The following is an 18,767-nucleotide window of genomic DNA, read 5'->3' as shown; positions in this document are numbered from 1 at the left end:
AGGAGCCGCTGGCTCCTTTTTTGTTTTCGGCCCGTTCAGGCCGATGCAGCGGTCAGCGCCTCGACCTCGTCCCAGGTCGCCGCGTACGCACCGGCATGGCTGGCGGCCAGTGCGGCGGCGGCGGCGGCGTGGCGCAGGTGGGTGGCGATTTGCGCGTCGGGCGCGTGCAGCACGCTCGCCATCCAGCCGCCCATGCTGGCATCGCCGCAGCCGACGGTGTCGATCACGTCGACCCTGAACACCGGCTGGTCGATCACCGCATCGCCATGCAGCCAGCGCATGCCGTCGGCGCCGCGGGTCAGCAGGATTTCGGCCTGCGGTGCGATCGCGCGCAGGCTGGCGAGCCCGCTGTCCGGGGCCTGGCCCGGGAACAGCAGGCCGAGGTCTTCGTCGGAGACCTTGATGTAGCTCGCCAGCGCCGCGAGCGTGCGGAAGGTATCGGCGTAATGCGGTGCCTGCATCGGCTCGCGCCAGTTCGGGTCGAAGGCGATGCGCTTGCCGGCCGCCGCGGCGGCCTTCGCCACGTCGACCAGCCGTTCGGCCAGCGGCTGGCGCGCGAGGCTGATGCAGCCGAACTGGACGATTTCGGCGGCGGCCAGCCAGCCTTCGGGCAGTTGTGCCGGGTCGAAGGCGAGGTCCGATTCGCCGACGAAGAAGTACCGCGGCGGCCGCGTCGACGGCACCATCGCCAGCAGCGGCGCAGCATCGGTGCGCTGGATGAAGCGAGCGTCGAGCCCGGCTGCGTGCGACAGGCGGGCGAGTTCGTCGCCGAACACGTCGCGGCTCAGCGCGCCGCCGTAGCCGGTGGCGATGCCGAGGCGGCTGGCGACGCGGGCGACGTTCCAGCAGGCGCCGCCGGGCTGGGCGAGCCAGCGCTCGTCGTCCTGGCGGATGAAGTCGGTCAGGGCTTCGCCGAACACGACGAAACGGGGCAGGGCGGACATCGGCGGGCTCCCGGAAGATGATGCGGCCATGCTGCCAGAGCGCCGCGGCTGCGGGTAGTAGGACGAACGCCTGCCCTGCGCAACGTCAAGCGCTGCGGATGTGACCTTTGCCGCATCGTTGCGGCTATCGATTTGCCATAATGGCACCCTGATTCTTGACCCTTGGAGAAAGCCTGATGCGCAAGTCCCTGATTATCGCCCCGCTGATGGGCGCGCTGTTGCTGTCCGCCTGCGCAACCAACGATCTCGGCGACAAGCGTGACCTGAGCAACACCGAGATGGGCGCGATCATCGGTACGCTGGGTGGCGCGGCGATCGGCGCGGCGGTCAATCACAACAACCGCGGCAAGGGTGCGCTGATCGGTGCGGTCGGTGGCGGCCTGGCCGGCGGCGGCATCGGCTACTACATGGACACCCAGGCCAAGGACCTGCAGAAGCAGCTGGCGCCGGAAATCCAGAAGGGCGAGATCACCGTGCAGAAGCAGTCCGACAACACGCTGCTGGTCAGCATGACGTCGAACACCGGCTTCGACAGCAGTTCGGCCGTGATCAAGCCGGGCTACACGCCGACGCTCGACAAGATCGCCAAGGTCGTCAACCAGTACGGCAAGACGTCGATCACCGTCGTCGGCCATACCGACAGCAGCGGCAAGGCCGACAAGAACATGGTGCTGTCGCAGCAGCGTGCGCAGGCCGTGACCGATTACTTCATCGGCCGCAACGTCAATCCGGTCCGCCTGCAGGCGATCGGCAAGGGCATCACCGAGCCGCGCGCCGACAACGCCACGCCGGCCGGCCGTGCGCTCAACCGTCGCGTCGAATTGTGGATCGTGCCGGTTCGCGCCGACTGATCGCAGCGGAGCAGGCCGGAAAAAAAAGCGCGGCGATGCCGCGCTTTTTTCATGCCGGCGTGCCGGGGCCGCCGGCTGTCATCACCCGTCAACACAGGTATGATGGAATGTTTCGCCCCATTGGAGAACGCCCCCATGAGCCGCATGGTCCACTGTGTCAAACTCGGTCGCGATGCCGAGGGTCTCGACTTCCCGCCGTTGCCCGGTGAAATCGGCAAGAAACTGTACGACAACGTCTCGAAGGAAGCGTGGGCGGCGTGGGTGAAGCACCAGACGATGCTGATCAACGAGAACCGCCTCAACCTCGCCGATCCGAAGGCACGCCAGTACCTGCAGCAGCAGCTGCAGAACTACTTCTTCGGTGCCGGTGCCGACGAAGTCGCCGGTTTCGTGCCGCCGAGCGCGTAGTTCCGCAGGCCGCCCGGTGCGGCCTGTTTCCATTCTCCGGCCGCAGAAGCGGCGCGATCGACGAAGTGAGCCCATGATCTACAAGCCCGCCGACAATCAGTTGATGCTCAACCGCGAGCTCGGTCTCCTCGAGTTCAACCGCCGCGTATTCGCGCAGGCCGAGGATGTCAGCAACCCCTTGCTCGAGCGCTTGAAGTTCCTGTGCATCGTCTCGAGCAACCTCGACGAATTCTTCGAGGTCCGCGTCGCCTGGCTGAAGGAAAACATCCGCCAGTATCCGACCCGGCTGCTGCCCGAAGGGCTGACGCCGCAGCAGGCGTTCGAGCTCCTGGCGCGCGAGGCGCACGACGTCGTCGAGCGCCAGTACCGGCTGTTCCGCGAAGTGATGCTGCCGGCGCTGGCCGAGGAGGGCATCCACTTCCTGCGCCGCAGCCTGTGGAACGAGGCGCAGCGCGCCTGGGTCAAGGACTACTTCTTCCGCGAGCTGATGCCGGTGCTGACGCCGATCGGGCTCGATCCGTCGCACCCGTTTCCGCGCATCCTCAACAAGTCGCTGAACTTCATCATCGAGCTCGAAGGCCGTGACGCCTTCGGCCGCAACGCCGAAATGGCCATCGTCCAGGCGCCGCGCATCCTGCCGCGCTTCGTGAAGATGCCCAGGGAGGTCAGCGGCGTCGAGCACGGCTTCGTCTTCCTGTCGTCGATCCTGCATGCCCATGTCGACGAGCTGTTCGTCGGCATGAACGCGCTCGGCTGCTACCAGTTCCGCGTCACGCGCGATTCGGACCTCAGCGTCGACGACGACGACATCAAGGACCTGCGCGCGGCACTCGAGGGCGAGCTCTCGCAGCGGCCGTTCGGCGACGCGGTGCGGCTCGAAGTCGCCGACAACTGCCCGAAGCATCTGCAGGATTTCCTGCGCCAGCAGTTCGGCCTCGCCGAGATCGACGTCTACCGCGTCGGCGGCCCGGTGAACCTGGTGCGGCTGATGCAGGTGCCCGACCAGGTCGACCGGCCGGACCTCAAGTTCGAACCGTTCATGCCGGGGCTGCCGGCCGAGTTGCGCAAGCAGCCCGACATTTTCGCGGCGATCCGCCACGGCGACATCCTGCTGCACCATCCTTTCCAGAGTTTCACGCCGGTCATCGATTACCTGCAGCAGGCGTCGACCGATCCGAACGTCGTCGCGATCAAGATGACGATCTACCGGACCGGCAGCGAGTCGGCGCTGATGGACGCGCTGGTCGAAGCGGCGGCGCGTGGCAAGGAGGTCACCGTCGTCGTCGAGCTGATGGCGCGCTTCGACGAAGAAGCGAACATCAACTGGGCGGCCAAGCTCGAACGCGCCGGCGCCCACGTCGTCTACGGCGTCTACGGCTACAAGACGCATGCAAAAATGCTGCTGGTCGTCCGGCGCGAGGACGGCAAGCTGCGCCGCTATGTCCACGTCGGTACCGGCAACTACCACCCGCGCACGTCCAAGCTCTATACCGACTTCGGCCTGCTGACCGCCAACGACGAGATCACCAGCGACGTCAACGACATCTTCATGCAGCTGACCGGCCTTGGCCTTGCCGGCGACCACTTGCGGCTGTGGCAGGCGCCGTTCACGCTGCAGCCGAACATCCTCAAGGCGCTCGACCGCGAGATTCTCGCCGCCCGCGCCGGCCGCAAGGCGGTGGTGATCGCCAAGATGAACGCGTTGCTCGAACCGACGGTGATCGAGAAACTCTACGAGGCGAGCCAGGCCGGCGTGACGATCCACCTGATCGTGCGCGGCGTCTGCGCGCTGCGGCCGGGCATGCCGGGGCTGTCGGAGAACATCAAGGTACGCTCGATCATCGGTCGCTTCCTCGAGCACCACCGGGTGTTCTACTTCTATAACGACGGTGCCGAGGACGTTTACCTGTCGAGCGCCGACTGGATGGGCCGCAACCTGTTCCGCCGGATCGAGATCGCCTTTCCGGTGCTCTCGCCCAAGGTCAAGCGCCGGGTGATCCGCGAAAGCCTGCGCCCCTATCTGGTCGACAATGCGCAGGCGTGGGAAATGCTCGCCGACGGCCGCTACCGGCGCAAGAGCGCGCGTGGCGGCAAGCGCCGCAACGCGCAGCTGAGCCTGCTGGCCGAGCTCGGCGCCAAACAGCGGACCTGAGCAGGCTGGGGGAAACCGACGATGGAACAGCTGATCCTGTGGCGCCATGCCGAGGCCGAAGACGGCGGCGACGATCTGGCGCGGACGCTGACGCCCAAGGGCCGCAAGCAGGCGCAGAAGGTCGCCGCCTGGCTGAAACCCTATCTGGCCGGCCAGCGCGTCCGCGTGATCGCCAGCGCGGCCCGGCGGGCGCAGGAAACCGCCCGGACGCTCGGCGTCGAGATCGAAACCAGCGCGCTGCTCGATCCGGCCGACGGCCAGACCGGCCATTACCTCGAGGCCGCCGGCTGGCCGCAGGGGCCCGATCCGGTCGTCGTGCTGGTCGGCCACCAGCCGGTGCTCGGTCGCGTCGCCGCACTGCTGCTGACCGGCCGCGAGCAGGACATGCTGCTGAAAAAGGGCGGTGTGGTGTGGATCGAGCTGCGCCGGCGCGGCGGCAACAACGAGTACACGCTGCGCGCGGCGATCAGCCCCGAGCTGCTCGGCTGACGAACGTCAGAACTTGCTCCGGCTGCCGGCATCTCACCGCTGAGTAGTCCCGATCGAGAGTGAGTGCCGGCGATGAAACCACCACAAAGTCCGGGGCAGGGTGAACCTGCCCGTAGTGCACGCAAGAGTGACTTCCTGACCCGGCATCGCGACGATGCGGCGTTTTCGTGGATCTGCTGCGCGCCAGCGCAACCGCAAACGGCGCCGGGCAACGGGAAGTCGGTCAAACGTGGCCAGCCGGGCTGAGGTCCGGCATGCAAAAAAGCCCTCCATGCGGAGGGCTTCGTTTTTTCGGGCGCTGCCGACGGCTCAGTGGCCCACCGCCAGCGCCAGGCTGGAGCGGTAGTGGCGGTTGGCCTCTTCGGGGCGTTCCAGTCTTTCGAGCAGCGCGGCCAGCTCGGCGTGCGCCAGCGGGCCCGGCGATACGGCGATGCTCGCCTCGAAATAGGTCTGCGCCTTGCCCCACAGCGCCCGCGCCGTGCACAGCCGGCCGAGCGTGAGCAGCAGTTTCGGGTCGTTCGGATGGCTCTTGAGCCAGGTTTCGGCCTGCTGCAGCTGCGCGATCAGCGCATCGCCCTCGAGACCGAGCGTGCCGTAGCGCTCGGCCAGCTCGCTCGACCACTGCTGCGCCAGCGCGGCTTCGATCGCGTCGCGGGCCGCGGCCGGTTCGCCCTGCGTGGCATAGGCGTCGGCGAGCGCGGCGACGAGTTTCGGCGCGGTGCGGTCGGCCACGGGCAGCTTCTGCCACCAGTCCCTGAGTTCGCGCGGCGTCTTCGGCTGCCGGTGCAGCACGTTCCGGTACGCCTGCAGCCGGATCGCCTGCGCCTGGCTGGCGTCGAGCGCGTCGCTCCGGGCGAGCTGGTCGACCAGCCGGACGATGGCGTCGGCGTTGTCCTCGCGCTGCCGCAGCTTGAGTTCGAGCTTGAGCATCGCGGTCAGTTTCGGCGAGATCATCCGCGCCTCGGCCAGCGCCGTTTCGGCGTCCTGGTTGCGGCGCTCGTCGAGATAGAGCTCGGCCATCGTCATCGCCAGCGCCAGATGGCGCGGCCCGAGCCGTTCGCGCAGCTTGGCGAAATACTGGTCGCGCTTGACGAAGTCGCGCATCAGGTGCGCCGCGCGTGCGGCGAGCAGGCCGTTGACGGCGAAGGCGGCGCTGTCGTGGCTGGCGGCAAGGGCTTCGCCGGCCAGCCGTTCGGCGCGCTGGTAGCGCCCCTCGAAGAAGGCGATCCGCGCATCGCGCTCGAGCTGGACCGACGCATCGCGCGCCTTGCGCAGCCGGAACGCCTTGACCCGCCCGGGCAGGCCGCCGAGTTCGGCGATCACCCGGGTCAGCAGGTACAGCACCGCGACCAGCGCGATGATGCCGACGATGAAGACGTTGAGCGAGATTTCGACCCGCCACGGCGGAACGAACAGCAGCGCGTAGCCGGTGTTGAACTGGGCGAACAGCGTCAGCCCGACCGCGAGCGCGAACAGCACGATCAACCACAGGAGTGCTCTCACGGCTTGGTCCTCTCGGTGGCGAGCCGGCCCTGGCGCACGGCGGTTAGGCTGGCGGACAGGTCGGGCAGCTTCAGCGCCAGCGTTTCGCGCGACAGCGCGTCGAGCGCGGCGGTCGCGTTGCGCGTTGCCGCGGAACTGGTGTCGAAGTACTGCTTCAGGTAGTCGCTCGCGGCCTTCAGGTCGGCGCGGAACGCGACCTCGTTGCGCATCAGCAGCGCGGTGCGTGCATCGAGCAGGCGCAGCTTGATGTTCTCGCGCAGGAAGAACGCCTCGTTCGGCGTCAGCAGCATCGCGTCGGGCTTGTCGATCCGGCGGATCTGGATCAGATGGCGGAATTCGTGCCACAGCTCGTTGCCGAAGCGCTGCAGCGCGTTGGCCGGCGCCGATGCATCGGCCTTGGGCTTGGGATCGCGGTGGCCGTCGATCGCCAGCGGCAGCCGGTCGATGCCGGCGACCAGCGTGTCGAGCCGCGCGGCGATGCCGACGACGTCGAGATAGGGCTGGGTCTTCAGCTGGTCGATGTCGTGGCTGATGCTCTTGCGCAGGCCGATCAGCTCGGGCCGGTTCAGCACGGCGAGCTTCTGGTCGATCGCGCCCAGCGCGACCAGCGCGGCGTCGACATTGCCGGCGAGCTGCAGCTGCTGGCTGGCGAAGGCGAGCGTCTGTTCGGTTTCGGCCAGCACCCGCTGCGTCTCGTTGCGCGTCAGCGCCTCGTACATCGACGACAGCGCGGCCTGCTGGCTCTGGGTTTCGTTCTGCCTTGCCGACACCAGCGCGAGCTCGCGCTCGAGCGCCTGGCTGCGCAGCTGGGCCTGCGCTTCGCGCTCCTGCGCGCCGCGCAGCTGGCGCTGGCCCTGCGCGAGTTCGCGGTTGACCTCGGTGCGCAGCGTTTCCATCGCCTGCTGCTGGCTGTACCAGACGCCGCCGGCAGCGGCGAGCGCGAGCACGGCGACGATCAGCGCCGGCGAGACAGCGGGCAGGCGGCGGCGCGGTGACGTCAGCGCCGAAGGAAGGTCTTGTTCTTGGTTCATGGCTGCAGGTCCGCGAAATGATGGCAGAGCGAGGCAAGGGTTGCGGCGTCGCCGCCGGCGCAGTGCACGACGCGCGTCGCGCCGTGCTCGTGCAGCGCGGCGACGATGCGCGGGTGCGGCGCAAAGTACAGCAGCGATTGTAGCCGCTCGCGCGCGGCGCCTCCAGCCAGCGCGTACAGCTTGGCCGCGGCTTCCGAGCTGCTGACCAGCACCGCGTCGACGCCGGCGTCGAGCAGGCGGGCCAGACCGGCGTCGTCGAGGTCCGGTGCGGTGCGGCGGTAGGCCGCGACGACGGTCAGCGCCGCGCCCCTTTGCACCAGCGCGTCGGGCAGGATCTCGCGGCCGCCGTCGCCGCGGACGAGCAGCACGCGCCGGCCGGCGAGCCGCTGCATGCCGGCCTCTTGCAGCAGGCCTTCGCTGTCGTGCTGCGCCGGCGGCGAGATCACCGTCGTCGCGCCGAGTTCGCGCGCGCGCGCGGCGCTGCCGGGGCCGACCACGGCGACCGGAATGCCGGCCGGCCAGCCGCGGCCGAGCTGCGCGAAGGCGAGGTCGAGCGCGGTCGGGCTGACGAAGACCACCAGGTCGAAGGTTTCGAGCGCGGCCAGCGCGGCCTCGAACGGCGCCGGATCGGCGGGCGGGACGATCTCGAGCAGCGGCTGCCGGATCGCGGTGCCACCCTGCGCTTCGATCAGCGCCGCCAGCGTGCCGGCCTGCGCCCGCGGCCGGGTGACCCAGATGCGCCGGCCGGCCAGCGGCCCGGTGGCGGCGTGCTTAATGGTCGAGGGCCTTGAGGATGTCGCCGGCGCCCTCGCACATCAGCAGGTCGGCGACCTGGCGGCCGAGGCCGTCGGCGGCGGCTTGCGTGCCGTTGGATTCGGCGTAGACGCTGTGGCTGCCGTCGGGCATCGCCACCAGGCCGCGCAGCCGCAGGAAGCCGCCGTCGTCCTCGGCAAAGGCCGCCAGCGGCAGCTGGCAAGAGCCGTTCAGCCGGCGCGAGAGCGTGCGCTCGGCGGTGACGCAGGCGGCGGTCGCTTCATGGTTCAGCGGCGTGAGCAGCGCCTTCAGGTCGTCGCGGTCGGCGCGGATCTCGATGCCGAGCGCACCCTGGCCCGGCGCCGGCAGGCTGATGTCGGCGCTCAGTTCGGTGCGGATCCGGTCGGCGAAACCGAGGCGCTTGAGCCCGGCGGCGGCGAGGATCAGCGCATCGAACTCGCCGGCGTCGAGCTTGGCGAGCCGGGTACCGACATTGCCGCGCACCGGCCTGAACACGAGCTGCGGGTAGCGGGCGCGCAGCTGCGCTTCGCGGCGCAGGCTGGCGGTACCGACGACGGCGCCTTCGGGCATGGCGTCGAGACTGGCGTAGCGGGTCGAGACGAAGGCGTCGCGCGGGTCTTCGCGCTCGGTGATCGCGGCAATGGCAAAGCCTTCGGGCAGCACCATCGGCACGTCCTTCATCGAATGCACGGCGAGATCGGCGCGGCCGTCGGCCAGCGCTTCCTCGAGTTCCTTGACGAACAGGCCCTTGCCGCCGACCTTGTTCAGCGTCTTGTCGAGGATCTGGTCGCCCTTGGTCGTCATGCCCAGGAGGTCGATCTCGGTACCCGGCAGCAGCGCGGCCAGCCGGGCCTGGATGTGCCGCGCCTGCCACAGGGCGAGCGGGCTTTCACGGGTGGCGATGACGAGGCGGGTGGGGGTGGACACGGCGGTGCTCACAGTGGAATCGATACGCCGATTCTACCACCGGCCCCGGTGCGCATCGTCGGCCCGCCCGATGCAGCCGCTTTAGAATTGATTCTAAATTTCGGGCCGGGAGGCCTGAAGCCGCCGCCCCGGACCGAGCCGTAGCGAAGCTCAGCCGGCCGGGGCGGCGATCGCGCGCGCGATCGGCCTCGAGAGCACCAGCGATGTCGTCAGGTTGCCGAAGGCGGCCAGCGTGTCGACGACGACTTCGAGTGCCTCGGGCCGGGCAATCGCGCAGCGCAGCATCAGGCAGTCCTCGCCGGTGATGCGGAAGGCCTCGAGCACTTCGGGCATCGCCTCGCACTGCGCCAGCAGTTGCGGCAGCCGCGCGTGGTCGCTGCGGACGCGGATCAGCGCCAGCAGGCCGTAACCGGCCTTCTGCAGGTTCAGCCGTGCGCCGTAGCCCTCGATCACGCCGGCGTCCTCGAGCTTGCGGATGCGCTCGCTCACCGCCGGTTGCGACAGGCCGATGCGCTTGCCGAGCGCCGACAGGCTCTGGCGCGCGTCGCGCTGCAGCGCGTCGAGGATCTTCCAGTCCTTGCTGTCGAGTGGAAGCGATGGATTCATGGTGTGTCCCGCAAAAAAGCGATGGTTCAAAGGAAAACCGGGCCGATTTCGAATGGCCGTGCATTCAGCGCCGCCGGCCGCGGAAATATCCTTTTGTCATCGTGAACGAAGGCAGCGGGGCGGACAAGATGGACTGGCAGAAACTGGGTTCAGGCTGGCCGGCGCGGCGCGGCCCGCACGGCGACGATGGCCGTATCGGGGCAGCGGGGGCGATGGGCAGGCTGTGGGCGAACTGGCAGCGGCGGCGCAGGCTGGCAAGGCAGCTGGCCGAGCTGCGCGGGATGTCGGCCTACCAGCTGGGTGACCTCGGCGTCAGCGGCGGCGACCTCGCCGCGATCGCCGCCGGCACCTTCGAGGCGCCGGTGTCGCGGGCGAAAAAAAACCCGGCAGACATCGCCGGGGGAAAGGAGGTATCCGGGTGAATCAGGCGCGGTCGAGGCCGAGCGCCGGTGCGACCGGCGGCGCTTCGGCGTCGCTGCGTTCGCCGCCGAGCACGCGGTTCAGCTGCGCGGTGTCGAGTTCGTTCTCCCAGCGCGAGACGACGACGGTGGCGACGGCGTTGCCGATGAAGTTGGTCAGCGCGCGGGCTTCGCTCATGAAGCGGTCGATGCCGAGGATCAGCGCCATGCCGGCGATCGGGATGCTCGGCACCACCGCCAGCGTCGACGCCAGCGTGATGAAGCCGGCACCGGTGACGCCGCTGGCGCCCTTGGAGGTCAGCATCGCCACGGCCAGGATCATCAGCTGCTGGCTCAAGGTCAGGTCGGTATTGGTCGCCTGGGCGATGAACAGCGCCGCCATCGTCATGTAGATGTTGGTGCCGTCGAGGTTGAACGAGTAGCCGGTCGGCACGACAAGGCCGACGACCGACTTCGAGCAGCCGAGCTTGGTGAGCTTGTCCATCAGCCGCGGCAGCGCGCTTTCGGACGAACTGGTGCCGAGCACGATCAGCAGTTCTTCGCGGATGTAGGCGATCAGCCTGAGCACCGAGAAGCCGCAGGCTCGGGCGATGCCGCCGAGCACCAGCAGCACGAACAGTCCGCAGGTCAGGTAGAACGCGCCCATCAGCTTGGCCATCGGGATCAGCGACGCGACGCCGTACTTGCCGATCGTGAACGCCATTGCGCCGAAGGCGCCGACCGGGGCGAGCTTCATGATCATGTTGACGACCGAGAACAGCACCTGCGAGATCTTGTCGTTCAGCTCCAGCAGCTGCTGGCCGCGCTCGCCGATGCGCGACAGGCCGAAGCCGAACAGGATCGCCAGCATCAGCACCTGCAGGATGTTGCCCTCGGCGAAGGCGCCGGCAACGGTGCTCGGGATGATGTGCATGATGAAGTCGACCGTGCTGCTGCCGTGTGCCTTGGCGGCGTAGCCGGCAACCGCGCTCTGGTCGAGGTGGGCGACGTCGGCGTTGAAGCCGGCGCCCGGCTGCAGCAGGTGCGAGACGATCAGGCCGATGACCAGCGCGAACGTCGATACCACTTCGAAGTACAGCAGCGCCTTGCCGCCGACGCGGCCGACCTTCTTCATGTCCTGCATGCCGGCGATGCCGTGGACGACGGTGACGAAGATCACCGGGGCGATGATCATTTTCACCAGCTTGATGAAGCCGTCGCCGAGCGGCTTGAGCGCCGCGCCGAGGCCGGGATCGAAATAGCCGAGCAGCACGCCGGCGACGATGGCGGCCAGCACCTGCACGTAGAGCACCTTGTAGAAAGGCTGTTTCATGGTAACGACTCCTGGGACGGTTGATCGCCGGTTGGTGGCGCCGCGTAGTCGGAAAACGCGGGCTACGGCCTGGGTCGTTACTGTGCAAACGGCGTGCCAGCCGCCGATTGTGGTTTAATTCATTGATATGAAACGATTTGTCCGGATTGTGGCGAATTTGGCAGCGTGTGGAATTCCGCCATCGGCATGCCGGAGTGTGTGGAAAGCCGCTCACCGGTTTGGTAGTCGTGGTTCGGGCAATCCGTTATTGCACCGGCAGAATCAGCCCTTGCGGAAGGCGTCCGGGTCGATGCCGTGGCGGGCGAGCTTGTCGTACAGCGTCTTGCGCGGCAGGCCGAGCAGCTCGGCGGCGCGGGTGACCTGGCCGCCGGTGTCGCGCAGCGCGCCCTCGATGATCCGCCGTTCGGCACGGTCGACCTGTGCGCTCAGCGATGCCGGCGCGATGTCGTCGGCGACTTTCGGCGTGCCTTCGGGCAGGCCGAGGCAGAAGCGCTCGGCGACGTTCTTCAGCTCGCGCACATTGCCGGGCCAGTCGTACGCCTGCCAGCGCGCCAGATCGCCGGCGCTCCACGCCGGCACGGGCCGGCCGAAGCGGGCCGCCGCCTCGAACAGGAAATGCCCCATCAGCAGCGCGATGTCGTCGCGGCGCTCGCGCAGCGGCGGCAGGTCGAGCGTGACGACGTTGAGCCGGTGGTAGAGGTCGGCGCGGAAGCGGCCGGCGTCGCTTTCCGTTTTGAGGTCGGCCTTGCTCGCCGCGACGATGCGCACGTCGACGGCAATCGCCGCGTTGCCGCCGAGGCGCTCGACCTTGCGGTCCTGGATCACCCGCAGGAGCTTCACCTGCAGCGCCAGCGGCATGCTCTCGATTTCGTCGAGGAACAGCGTGCCGCCGTCGGCGTACTCGATCTTGCCGATCCGCCGCCTGGCCGCGCCGGTGTAGGCGCCGGCCTCGGCGCCGAAGACCTCGGCCTCGAAGACGTTCTCGGGCAGCGCGCCGCAGTTGAGCGCCACGAAAGCACCCTTGCGGCCGCTGGCGACGTGCAGCGCCCGAGCGACCACTTCCTTGCCACAGCCGGTCTCGCCGTTGACGAGCACGTCGATGCCGACCGGCGCGACCGCCGAGATCGTCTGCCGCAAGGCCTGGATCGCCGGGTTCTGGCCGATCAGCAACTGTTCGAGCGGTTCGCCGAGCCGGGCGCGCAGCCGCTGGTTGTCCCACGCCAGCCGGCGCTTTTCCAGTGCGCGCCGCACCTGCTCGACCAGCCGCTCGGACGTGAACGGCTTCTCGATGAAATCGTAGGCGCCGTCGCGCATCGCGCCGACCGCCATCGTCACGTCGCCGTGGCCGGTGACGAGGATCACCGGCAGCGCGCGTTCGAGCGCCAGCAGCTCGCGCAGCAGCGCCAGCCCGTCGCGGCCCGGCAGCCGGACGTCGCTGACGACGACGGCCGGGCGCTCGCCTTCGGCGATGGCGTCGAGCAGCGATTCGGCGTCCGGATGGCCGCGCACGGCGAAACCGGCGAGCCTGAGTGCCTGCTCGCTGCCGCGGCGGACGATGGGGTCGTCTTCGACGAGATGGATGGATTGCGGAAAGTCGTCGGTCATGGCGTGGGCAGGGTCAGGGTGAAGATCGCGCCGCCGTCGGGTGCGTTGGCGGCGGCGAGGCTGCCGGAGAAACTCTGCACGATGGTGTGCGAAATCGCCAGCCCGAGGCCAAGCCCCTTGCCGACCGGCTTGGTGGTGTAGAAGGGCTCGAACAGCCGTGCCAGCGCCTCGGGGGCGACGCCGGCGCCGTGATCGCGGATCCGCAGCCTGACCGTGCCGTCGCCGCTGCCGGCGTCGACCGCGAGTGCGGGGGCGGCCTGTCCTTCCATCGCGTCGAGGCCGTTGCGCAGCAGGTTGACCAGCACCTGTTCGAGCTGCAGCGCGTCGGCACGGACGGTTTCGTTGCCGACATCGACGTCGATCCGTGCATTCAGCTCGCGCCGGCGCGGTTCGACCAGCATCAGCGCATTGGCGAGCGCGTCGGCCAGCCGCACCGGTTCGAGCCGGGCCGGCTCCTTGCGCGCGAAGGTCTTGAGCTGGCCGACGATGCGGCCCATCCGCTGCGCCAGCTGGCTGATCAGCCCGAGGTTCTCGCGCGCCTCGGCCGTTTCGTTCAGCTCGAGCAGCCTGGCGGCGTTGTCCGACAAGGTCGTCAGCGCCGCGAGCGGCTGGTTCAGCTCGTGGGTGACGCCGGCGGCCATCTGCCCGAGCACGGCGAGCTTGGCGGTCTGCACCGCGTTGTCGCGCGCGCGGCGCAGCAGCGCTTCGGTGCGTTCCAGCTCGTGGATGCGCTCGGTCAGCGCCTCGTTGGTGATCACCAGATGCTCGGTCTGCTCGGCGATGCGCGCTTCGAGCGCGGCGTGCGCGGCGCGCTGCGCCTTCAGCGACTCGCGCCGCTCCTCGATCCGCCGGCGGCGCTGCTGCGCGAACAGCCACAGCGCGGTGACGAAGGCGAGGCCGAAGCCGAGCGCCGCCGCCTGCGACAGCGCCGCGCGGCGCACCTCGACGGTATTCGACAGCAGCAGCAGGTGCCAGCCGAGCGGGCCGACCCCGGCGGTGCGCACCATGTACTCGCGCCCGTGCTCGGGGCCGGCGATGCGCAGCCGCTGCGGCCGTTCCGCGCTGCCGTCGAGCGCCTGGCTGGCCGACAGCGGCTGCAGCGCCTGTTGCGGGTACTGGCGCGTGCGTGCGAGCCGGTCGCGCGCGGCGACTGATAGCGGGCTGAGCGTGTGGTAGCGCCATGCCGGGATCGCCGACAGGAACACCACGCCGACGTCGTCGGCGACCAGCAAGGGGTCGGCGCCGCCGGGCAGGGTCACCTCGTATTGCGCAAGGCTGACCTTGACGACGACGACCCCGGCGATGCGGCCGTCGCGTTTCAAAGGTGCCGACAGGTAGTAGCCCGGCGCCAGGCTGGTGGTGCCGAACGCGTACATCCGGCCGGGGCGGTCCTGCATCGCTTCGCGGAAATACGGCCGGTAGTCGAAGCGCCGGCCGACGAAGCTCTGCCTGTCCTGCCAGTTGCTCGCCGCCAGCGTCGTGCCGTCGGTGGCGATCAGGTAGGCGGTGGTGACCTGCGCGCGCTCGCTGAACGCTGCGAGGTAGCGGTTGGCGGCGGCGATGCGCGCCGGGTCGGCGGGCGACGCCAGCGCGTCGGCCAGCGTCGTTTCGAGCGTCAGCAGCTGCGGCAGCCGCGCGTACTTGTCGAGCAGGCTGTCGAGGCTGCGTGCGTAGAAGTCGAGCCGCTTGCGTGCCTCGGCATCCTGCGCCGCCAGACCGCGATCGAGCAGCCAGACGTAGGCGGCGGCCGCGACCAGCGCGGCCGGGATCAGCGTCAGCACGACCCAGAGCAGCCTGCGCGCCGGTTTGAGCCGGTTCATCTGGCGACGGCGCGGAACTGCACGACGTTGCCTTCCGGGTCGATGCCGTCGCAGACGGTGAAATCGCCGAAGCGCCATTCGGTGTCGGGCAGCAGGCCGCCAAGGCAGGCGGCGACGGTGCGCGCGTTGACGAGGCTGGCCACGAAGAACACCGGCTTGATCGCGGTGTTCTCGCGCGGACGCGGCGGCGTATCGACGACGATCGTCGCGGCAATCTGCTCGGGCACGCGCTGGATCACCAGCTCGTAGCCGGGCGTGTTCAGCACGATGTAGTGCGCTTCGGCATGGCCGATGTCCATGTCGAGCACGCCGGCGTAGAACGCCGCGACGCGTTCGATGTCGACGGCGTACAGCACGGTGCCGGCTCTGAGTTTGCTCATGATTCGGACCTCCTGACGCCAAGCCTATGCCAATTCGCCGGCGCAGACCATGCGTCAAAGCCCTGAAATGGCTGTGGCATGATGGCGCGCGATCAATGACCTTTCTTCAGGAAGAACCCATGGTTTTTGCCGCTCGTTCGAGCATCATGCTGGCGATACTGCTGCTGCAAGGCTGCGCGGTCGAATTGTTCAAGGACCCGAATGCGCACACCGTTGCGGTGGCGGATGCCATTACTTATGCCATTGCCGACCACAACGGCAGTGCCGCGTCGTTTCGCGAGGCCGAACGTGAGCGAATCCCGGTGTCACACCAATACGGGGGACTGTGTTCGGCCGGCGAGCTCGCAAGCTTTACGCCGCGCGACCTGCAGTTGCTGTGCCGCCCGGCCTACTCGGGCGGCGGCTCCCGGTGCCGGAATGCGCAGGGTTGCGTGGCACTTCAGCTCGATCCGTCGGTGTGGTCGGATCCGGAAATGCGCGGTGTCGTGACGCGTGCGCTGCGCGACCCGTGCCGCTTCATTCCTCCGTCCGGCATCCGCGACGAGTATTGGGCCGGGTTCTTCAATTTGCAGAACCTAAACCGGGCAATGCTCAACTGCGATTCGGGCCGGCTACCGTATCGCAAGGTCGTCATCCAGTCCGGGGCCGACGAGCATACGGTCGAGATCGACTGACCCAACTCCGGCAAACGGGGGCGGATCAGCATGTGGTGCAGCGGATCAGTGCGCCTCGTCCCAGTTGTCGCCGACGCCGACCTCGGCGACCAGCGGCACCGCCAGTTCGGCGACCTGCGCCATCTTCTTCGGCAGCTCGACCCGGACCAGTTCGACCTCGTCGGCCGGCGCTTCGAGCACCAGTTCGTCGTGGACCTGCAGTACGAGCTTGCTCTTGAGCTTCGCGTCGCGCAGCCAGGCGTCGACGGCGATCATCGCCCGCTTGATCAGGTCGGCGGCGGTGCCCTGCATCGGTGCGTTGATCGCGGCGCGTTCGGCGCCAGCGCGGCGGCCGGCGTTGCTCGACTTGATCTCGGGCAGCCACAGCCGGCGGCCGAACACCGTTTCGACATAGCCCTGCTCGCGCGCCTGCACCCGGGTGCGCTCCATGTAGGCGGCGACGCCGGGGAACTGGGCGAAGTAGCGGTCGATGAAGGTCTTGGCGGCGCTGCGGTCGATCTCCAGCGCGGCGGCGAGGCCGAAGGCGCTCATGCCGTAGATCAGCCCGAAGTTGATCGTCTTGGCGTAGCGGCGCTGTTCGCTGCTGACTTCGAGCGGCGAGACGCCGAATACTTCGGACGCGGTCGCGCGGTGGATGTCCTGGCCTTCGGCAAAGGCCTTGAGCAGCGCCTTGTCGCCCGAGAGGTGCGCCATGATGCGCAGCTCGATCTGCGAGTAGTCGGCCGACACCAGCTTGCAGCCCGGCGGCGCGACGAAGGCTTCGCGGATCTTGCGGCCTTCGGCGGTGCGGATCGGGATGTTCTGCAAATTCGGGTCGTTCGACGACAGCCGGCCGGTTGCGGCGACGGCCTGGCTGAAGTTGGTGTGCACGCGGGAGGTAGCAGGGTTGACCATCGTCGGCAGCTTGTCGGTGTACGTCGACTTGAGCTTGGACAGGCTGCGGTTCTCGAGCAGCACCTTCGGCAGGGGGAAGTCCTTGGCCAGCTCGGTCAGCACGTCCTCGTCGGTTGACGGCGCGCCCTTGGGCGTCTTCTTGATCACCGGCAGGCCGAGCTTTTCGAAGAAGATTTCGCCGATCTGTTTCGGCGAGCCGAGGTTGAACGGCTGGCCGGCGAGCTCGTACGCCTGCTGTTCGAGCTCGATCAGCTTCAGGCCGATCGCGTGGCTCTGGCGGTTGAGCCGGTCGGCGTCGACCAGCATGCCGTTGCGCTCCATCGTGAACAGCACGCCGCGCACCGGCATTTCCAGCTCGCGGTACAGCTTCTCGAGCTGCGGCTGCTGCGCCAGCTTGGCGCTCAGCGATTGAGCCAGCCGCAAGGTGATGTCGGCGTCTTCGGCGGCGTAGGCGGTCGCGGTATCGACGCCGACTTCGTCGAAGCCGATCTGCTTGGCACCCTTGCCGGCGACGTCCTCGTACTTGATCGTCGTCTCGCCGAGCTCGCGCATCGCCAGATCGTCCATATTGTGACGCTCGTGGCTGGCGAGCACGTAGGACATCAGCAAGGTGTCGTCGGCAATGCCGGCCAGCGCGATGCCGTGGTTGGCGAACACGTGCTGGTCGTACTTGAGGTTCTGGCCGAGCTTTTTGTGATCGGCCGATTCGAGCCACGGACGCAGCTTTTCCAGCGTGGCGTCGAAAGGCAGCTGCTCGGGCGCTTCGGTGCCGCGGTGCGCCAGCGGCAGATAGGCGGCCTCGCCCGGCGTGACCGAGAACGAGATGCCGACGATCTTTGCGCGCATCGGGTCGAGGCTGGTGGTTTCGGTATCGACCGCGACGACGTCGGCGGCCAGCAGCTTCGCCAGCCACGTGTCGAGCTGGGCGTCGGTCAGGATGGCTTCGTAGTGTCGCTCGACGGCCGGCGCGGCCGGCTGCGCGGCGGGCGTGCCGGCGGCTTCGGCGCCCGGCGTCGCCGGGCTGGACTGGGTTGCCAGCGGCTTGCCGAACAGGTCGCCGGCCGGTGCGGGCGCCGGTGCGGCAAGCTTGGCGTCGGCCTCGCGCAGCCAGGTGCGGAAGTTGTAGCGCTCGAACATCGTCTTGAGCGTGTTCCAGTCCTCGGTGCCGGGGGCGAGGTCGGCGATGCCGTTGGGCAACTCGGTGGCGAGGTCGACGTCGGTCTTGATGGTGACGAGTTCCTTTGCCTTCGGCAGCCAGTCCAGGCTGTCGCGCAGGTTCTGGCCGACGACGCCCTTGATCGCTTCGGCGTTGGCGATGATCGCGTCGAGGTTATCGTACTCGGCCAGCCACTTGGCGGCGGTCTTGTCTCCGCATTTGGGCACGCCGGGGACGTTGTCGACGGCATCGCCCTTCAGTGTCAGGAAGTCGACGATCTGGTCGGGCCGGACGCCGAACTTGGCGAACACGCCGGCTTCGTCGAGCACTTCGTCGGTCATCGAATTCTCGATCCGCACGTGGCCGTCGACCAGCTGGGCCATGTCCTTGTCGCCGGTCGACATGATCGCCGTCATGCCCTGCGCGGCGGCCTGCCGCGCCAGCGTGCCGATCACGTCGTCGGCCTCGACGCCGTCGACGATCAGCATCGGCACGCCGAACGCCGCAACCGCCTCGTGGATCGGCGCAATCTGCACGCGCAGCTCGTCCGGCATGCTCGGCCGGTTGGCCTTGTACTCGGGGTAGAGGTCGTCGCGGAAGGTCTTGCCCTTGGCGTCGAACACGCAGGCGATGTAGTCGGCCGGCGTGGTTTGCCGCAGCTTCTTGAGCATATTGATGAAGCCGTACAGCGCATTGGTCGGCGTGCCGTCGGGCGCCGAGAGTTCGCGGATCGCGTGGAAGGCGCGGTAGAGGTAGGACGAACCGTCGATCAGGAGCAGGGTGGGCATGGCGTATCCGCAGGCCGCCGCCCGGCATGGGCGC

Annotated in this window: 17 protein-coding genes; 6 read left to right on the top strand and 11 right to left on the bottom strand. The window is 68.5% G+C overall.

The window, feature by feature from the left end; translation table 11 throughout:
* Positions 1-35: 35 nt before the first annotated feature.
* Positions 36-944 (bottom strand): carbohydrate kinase, encoded by a 909-nt coding sequence (locus BJP62_RS10720; RefSeq protein ID WP_070529628.1) that lies wholly within the window; start codon positions 942-944, stop codon positions 36-38.
* 176 nt (positions 945-1,120) lie between these two features.
* Here BJP62_RS10720 and BJP62_RS10715 point away from each other — a divergent pair, with 176 nt between their 5' ends.
* From BJP62_RS10715 to BJP62_RS10700, 4 genes are all read left to right on the top strand, one after another.
* Positions 1,121-1,795, top strand: coding sequence for an OmpA family protein (locus BJP62_RS10715; protein WP_070529627.1), 675 nt, complete (start codon positions 1,121-1,123; stop codon positions 1,793-1,795).
* Between the two features lie 135 nt (positions 1,796-1,930).
* Entirely contained in the window at positions 1,931-2,203 is a 273-nt protein-coding gene (locus BJP62_RS10710; protein ID WP_070529626.1) for an oxidative damage protection protein, read from the top strand.
* Between the two features lie 73 nt (positions 2,204-2,276).
* Positions 2,277-4,355 (top strand): polyphosphate kinase 1, encoded by a 2,079-nt coding sequence (gene ppk1, locus BJP62_RS10705; RefSeq protein WP_070529625.1) that lies wholly within the window; start codon positions 2,277-2,279, stop codon positions 4,353-4,355.
* Between the two features lie 21 nt (positions 4,356-4,376).
* Entirely contained in the window at positions 4,377-4,844 is a 468-nt protein-coding gene (locus BJP62_RS10700; RefSeq protein WP_070529624.1) for a histidine phosphatase family protein, read from the top strand.
* A gap of 309 nt (positions 4,845-5,153) precedes the next feature.
* On the opposite strand, the gene BJP62_RS10695 is transcribed toward BJP62_RS10700, so the two are convergent.
* The 5 genes from BJP62_RS10695 to BJP62_RS10675 all read right to left on the bottom strand — a co-directional run bounded on the left by BJP62_RS10695 (position 5,154) and on the right by BJP62_RS10675 (position 9,685).
* Complete coding sequence (locus BJP62_RS10695) at positions 5,154-6,347, bottom strand: heme biosynthesis HemY N-terminal domain-containing protein (protein WP_070529623.1); 1,194 nt, start codon at positions 6,345-6,347, stop codon at positions 5,154-5,156.
* Positions 6,344-7,378: a uroporphyrinogen-III C-methyltransferase gene (locus tag BJP62_RS10690; protein ID WP_070529622.1), complete on the bottom strand. Its 1,035-nt coding sequence runs from the start codon at positions 7,376-7,378 to the stop codon at positions 6,344-6,346. Before BJP62_RS10690 ends, BJP62_RS10695 begins: the two co-directional genes overlap by 4 nt.
* Positions 7,375-8,070, bottom strand: a complete 696-nt coding sequence (locus BJP62_RS10685; protein ID WP_257785868.1) for a uroporphyrinogen-III synthase — start codon at positions 8,068-8,070, stop codon at positions 7,375-7,377. The genes BJP62_RS10690 and BJP62_RS10685 overlap by 4 nt, the downstream gene beginning before the upstream one ends.
* Positions 8,071-8,149: 79 nt before the next feature.
* On the bottom strand, positions 8,150-9,079 hold the full coding sequence (gene hemC, locus BJP62_RS10680) for a hydroxymethylbilane synthase (RefSeq protein ID WP_083301054.1): 930 nt from the start codon (positions 9,077-9,079) through the stop codon (positions 8,150-8,152).
* 150 nt (positions 9,080-9,229) lie between these two features.
* Positions 9,230-9,685 carry an Lrp/AsnC family transcriptional regulator gene (locus BJP62_RS10675; protein ID WP_070529619.1) on the bottom strand — a complete coding sequence of 152 codons (456 nt, stop codon included), beginning with the start codon at positions 9,683-9,685 and terminating at the stop codon, positions 9,230-9,232.
* Between the two features lie 128 nt (positions 9,686-9,813).
* Here BJP62_RS10675 and BJP62_RS10670 point away from each other — a divergent pair, with 128 nt between their 5' ends.
* Positions 9,814-10,107, top strand: a complete 294-nt coding sequence (locus tag BJP62_RS10670) for a DUF1127 domain-containing protein (protein WP_168163828.1) — start codon at positions 9,814-9,816, stop codon at positions 10,105-10,107.
* 1 nt (position 10,108) lies between these two features.
* On the opposite strand, the gene BJP62_RS10665 is transcribed toward BJP62_RS10670, so the two are convergent.
* The 4 genes from BJP62_RS10665 to BJP62_RS10650 all read right to left on the bottom strand — a co-directional run bounded on the left by BJP62_RS10665 (position 10,109) and on the right by BJP62_RS10650 (position 15,221).
* Positions 10,109-11,416: a dicarboxylate/amino acid:cation symporter gene (locus tag BJP62_RS10665; RefSeq protein ID WP_070529617.1), complete on the bottom strand. Its 1,308-nt coding sequence runs from the start codon at positions 11,414-11,416 to the stop codon at positions 10,109-10,111.
* Positions 11,417-11,677: 261 nt separating this feature from the next.
* Positions 11,678-13,021, bottom strand: a complete 1,344-nt coding sequence (locus BJP62_RS10660) for a sigma-54 dependent transcriptional regulator (protein ID WP_070529616.1) — start codon at positions 13,019-13,021, stop codon at positions 11,678-11,680.
* Positions 13,018-14,841 carry an ATP-binding protein gene (locus BJP62_RS10655; protein ID WP_070529615.1) on the bottom strand — a complete coding sequence of 608 codons (1,824 nt, stop codon included), beginning with the start codon at positions 14,839-14,841 and terminating at the stop codon, positions 13,018-13,020. The genes BJP62_RS10660 and BJP62_RS10655 overlap by 4 nt, the downstream gene beginning before the upstream one ends.
* Positions 14,838-15,221, bottom strand: a complete 384-nt coding sequence (locus BJP62_RS10650) for a hypothetical protein (protein ID WP_070529614.1) — start codon at positions 15,219-15,221, stop codon at positions 14,838-14,840. Before BJP62_RS10650 ends, BJP62_RS10655 begins: the two co-directional genes overlap by 4 nt.
* Before the next feature lie 146 nt (positions 15,222-15,367).
* On the opposite strand from BJP62_RS10650, the gene BJP62_RS10645 reads away from it, so the two are divergent.
* Entirely contained in the window at positions 15,368-15,895 is a 528-nt protein-coding gene (locus tag BJP62_RS10645; protein ID WP_145927172.1) for a hypothetical protein, read from the top strand.
* 45 nt (positions 15,896-15,940) lie between these two features.
* On the opposite strand, the gene polA is transcribed toward BJP62_RS10645, so the two are convergent.
* On the bottom strand, positions 15,941-18,733 hold the full coding sequence (polA, locus tag BJP62_RS10640; protein ID WP_070529612.1) for a DNA polymerase I: 2,793 nt from the start codon (positions 18,731-18,733) through the stop codon (positions 15,941-15,943).
* Positions 18,734-18,767 lie beyond the last annotated feature (34 nt).

This window comes from Jeongeupia sp. USM3 (genome assembly GCF_001808185.1).
Lineage (GTDB): Bacteria > Pseudomonadota > Gammaproteobacteria > Burkholderiales > Chitinibacteraceae > Jeongeupia.
The sequence above is the reverse complement of the archived record's forward strand: the minus strand, read 5'-3'. Positions and strand labels throughout refer to the sequence as shown.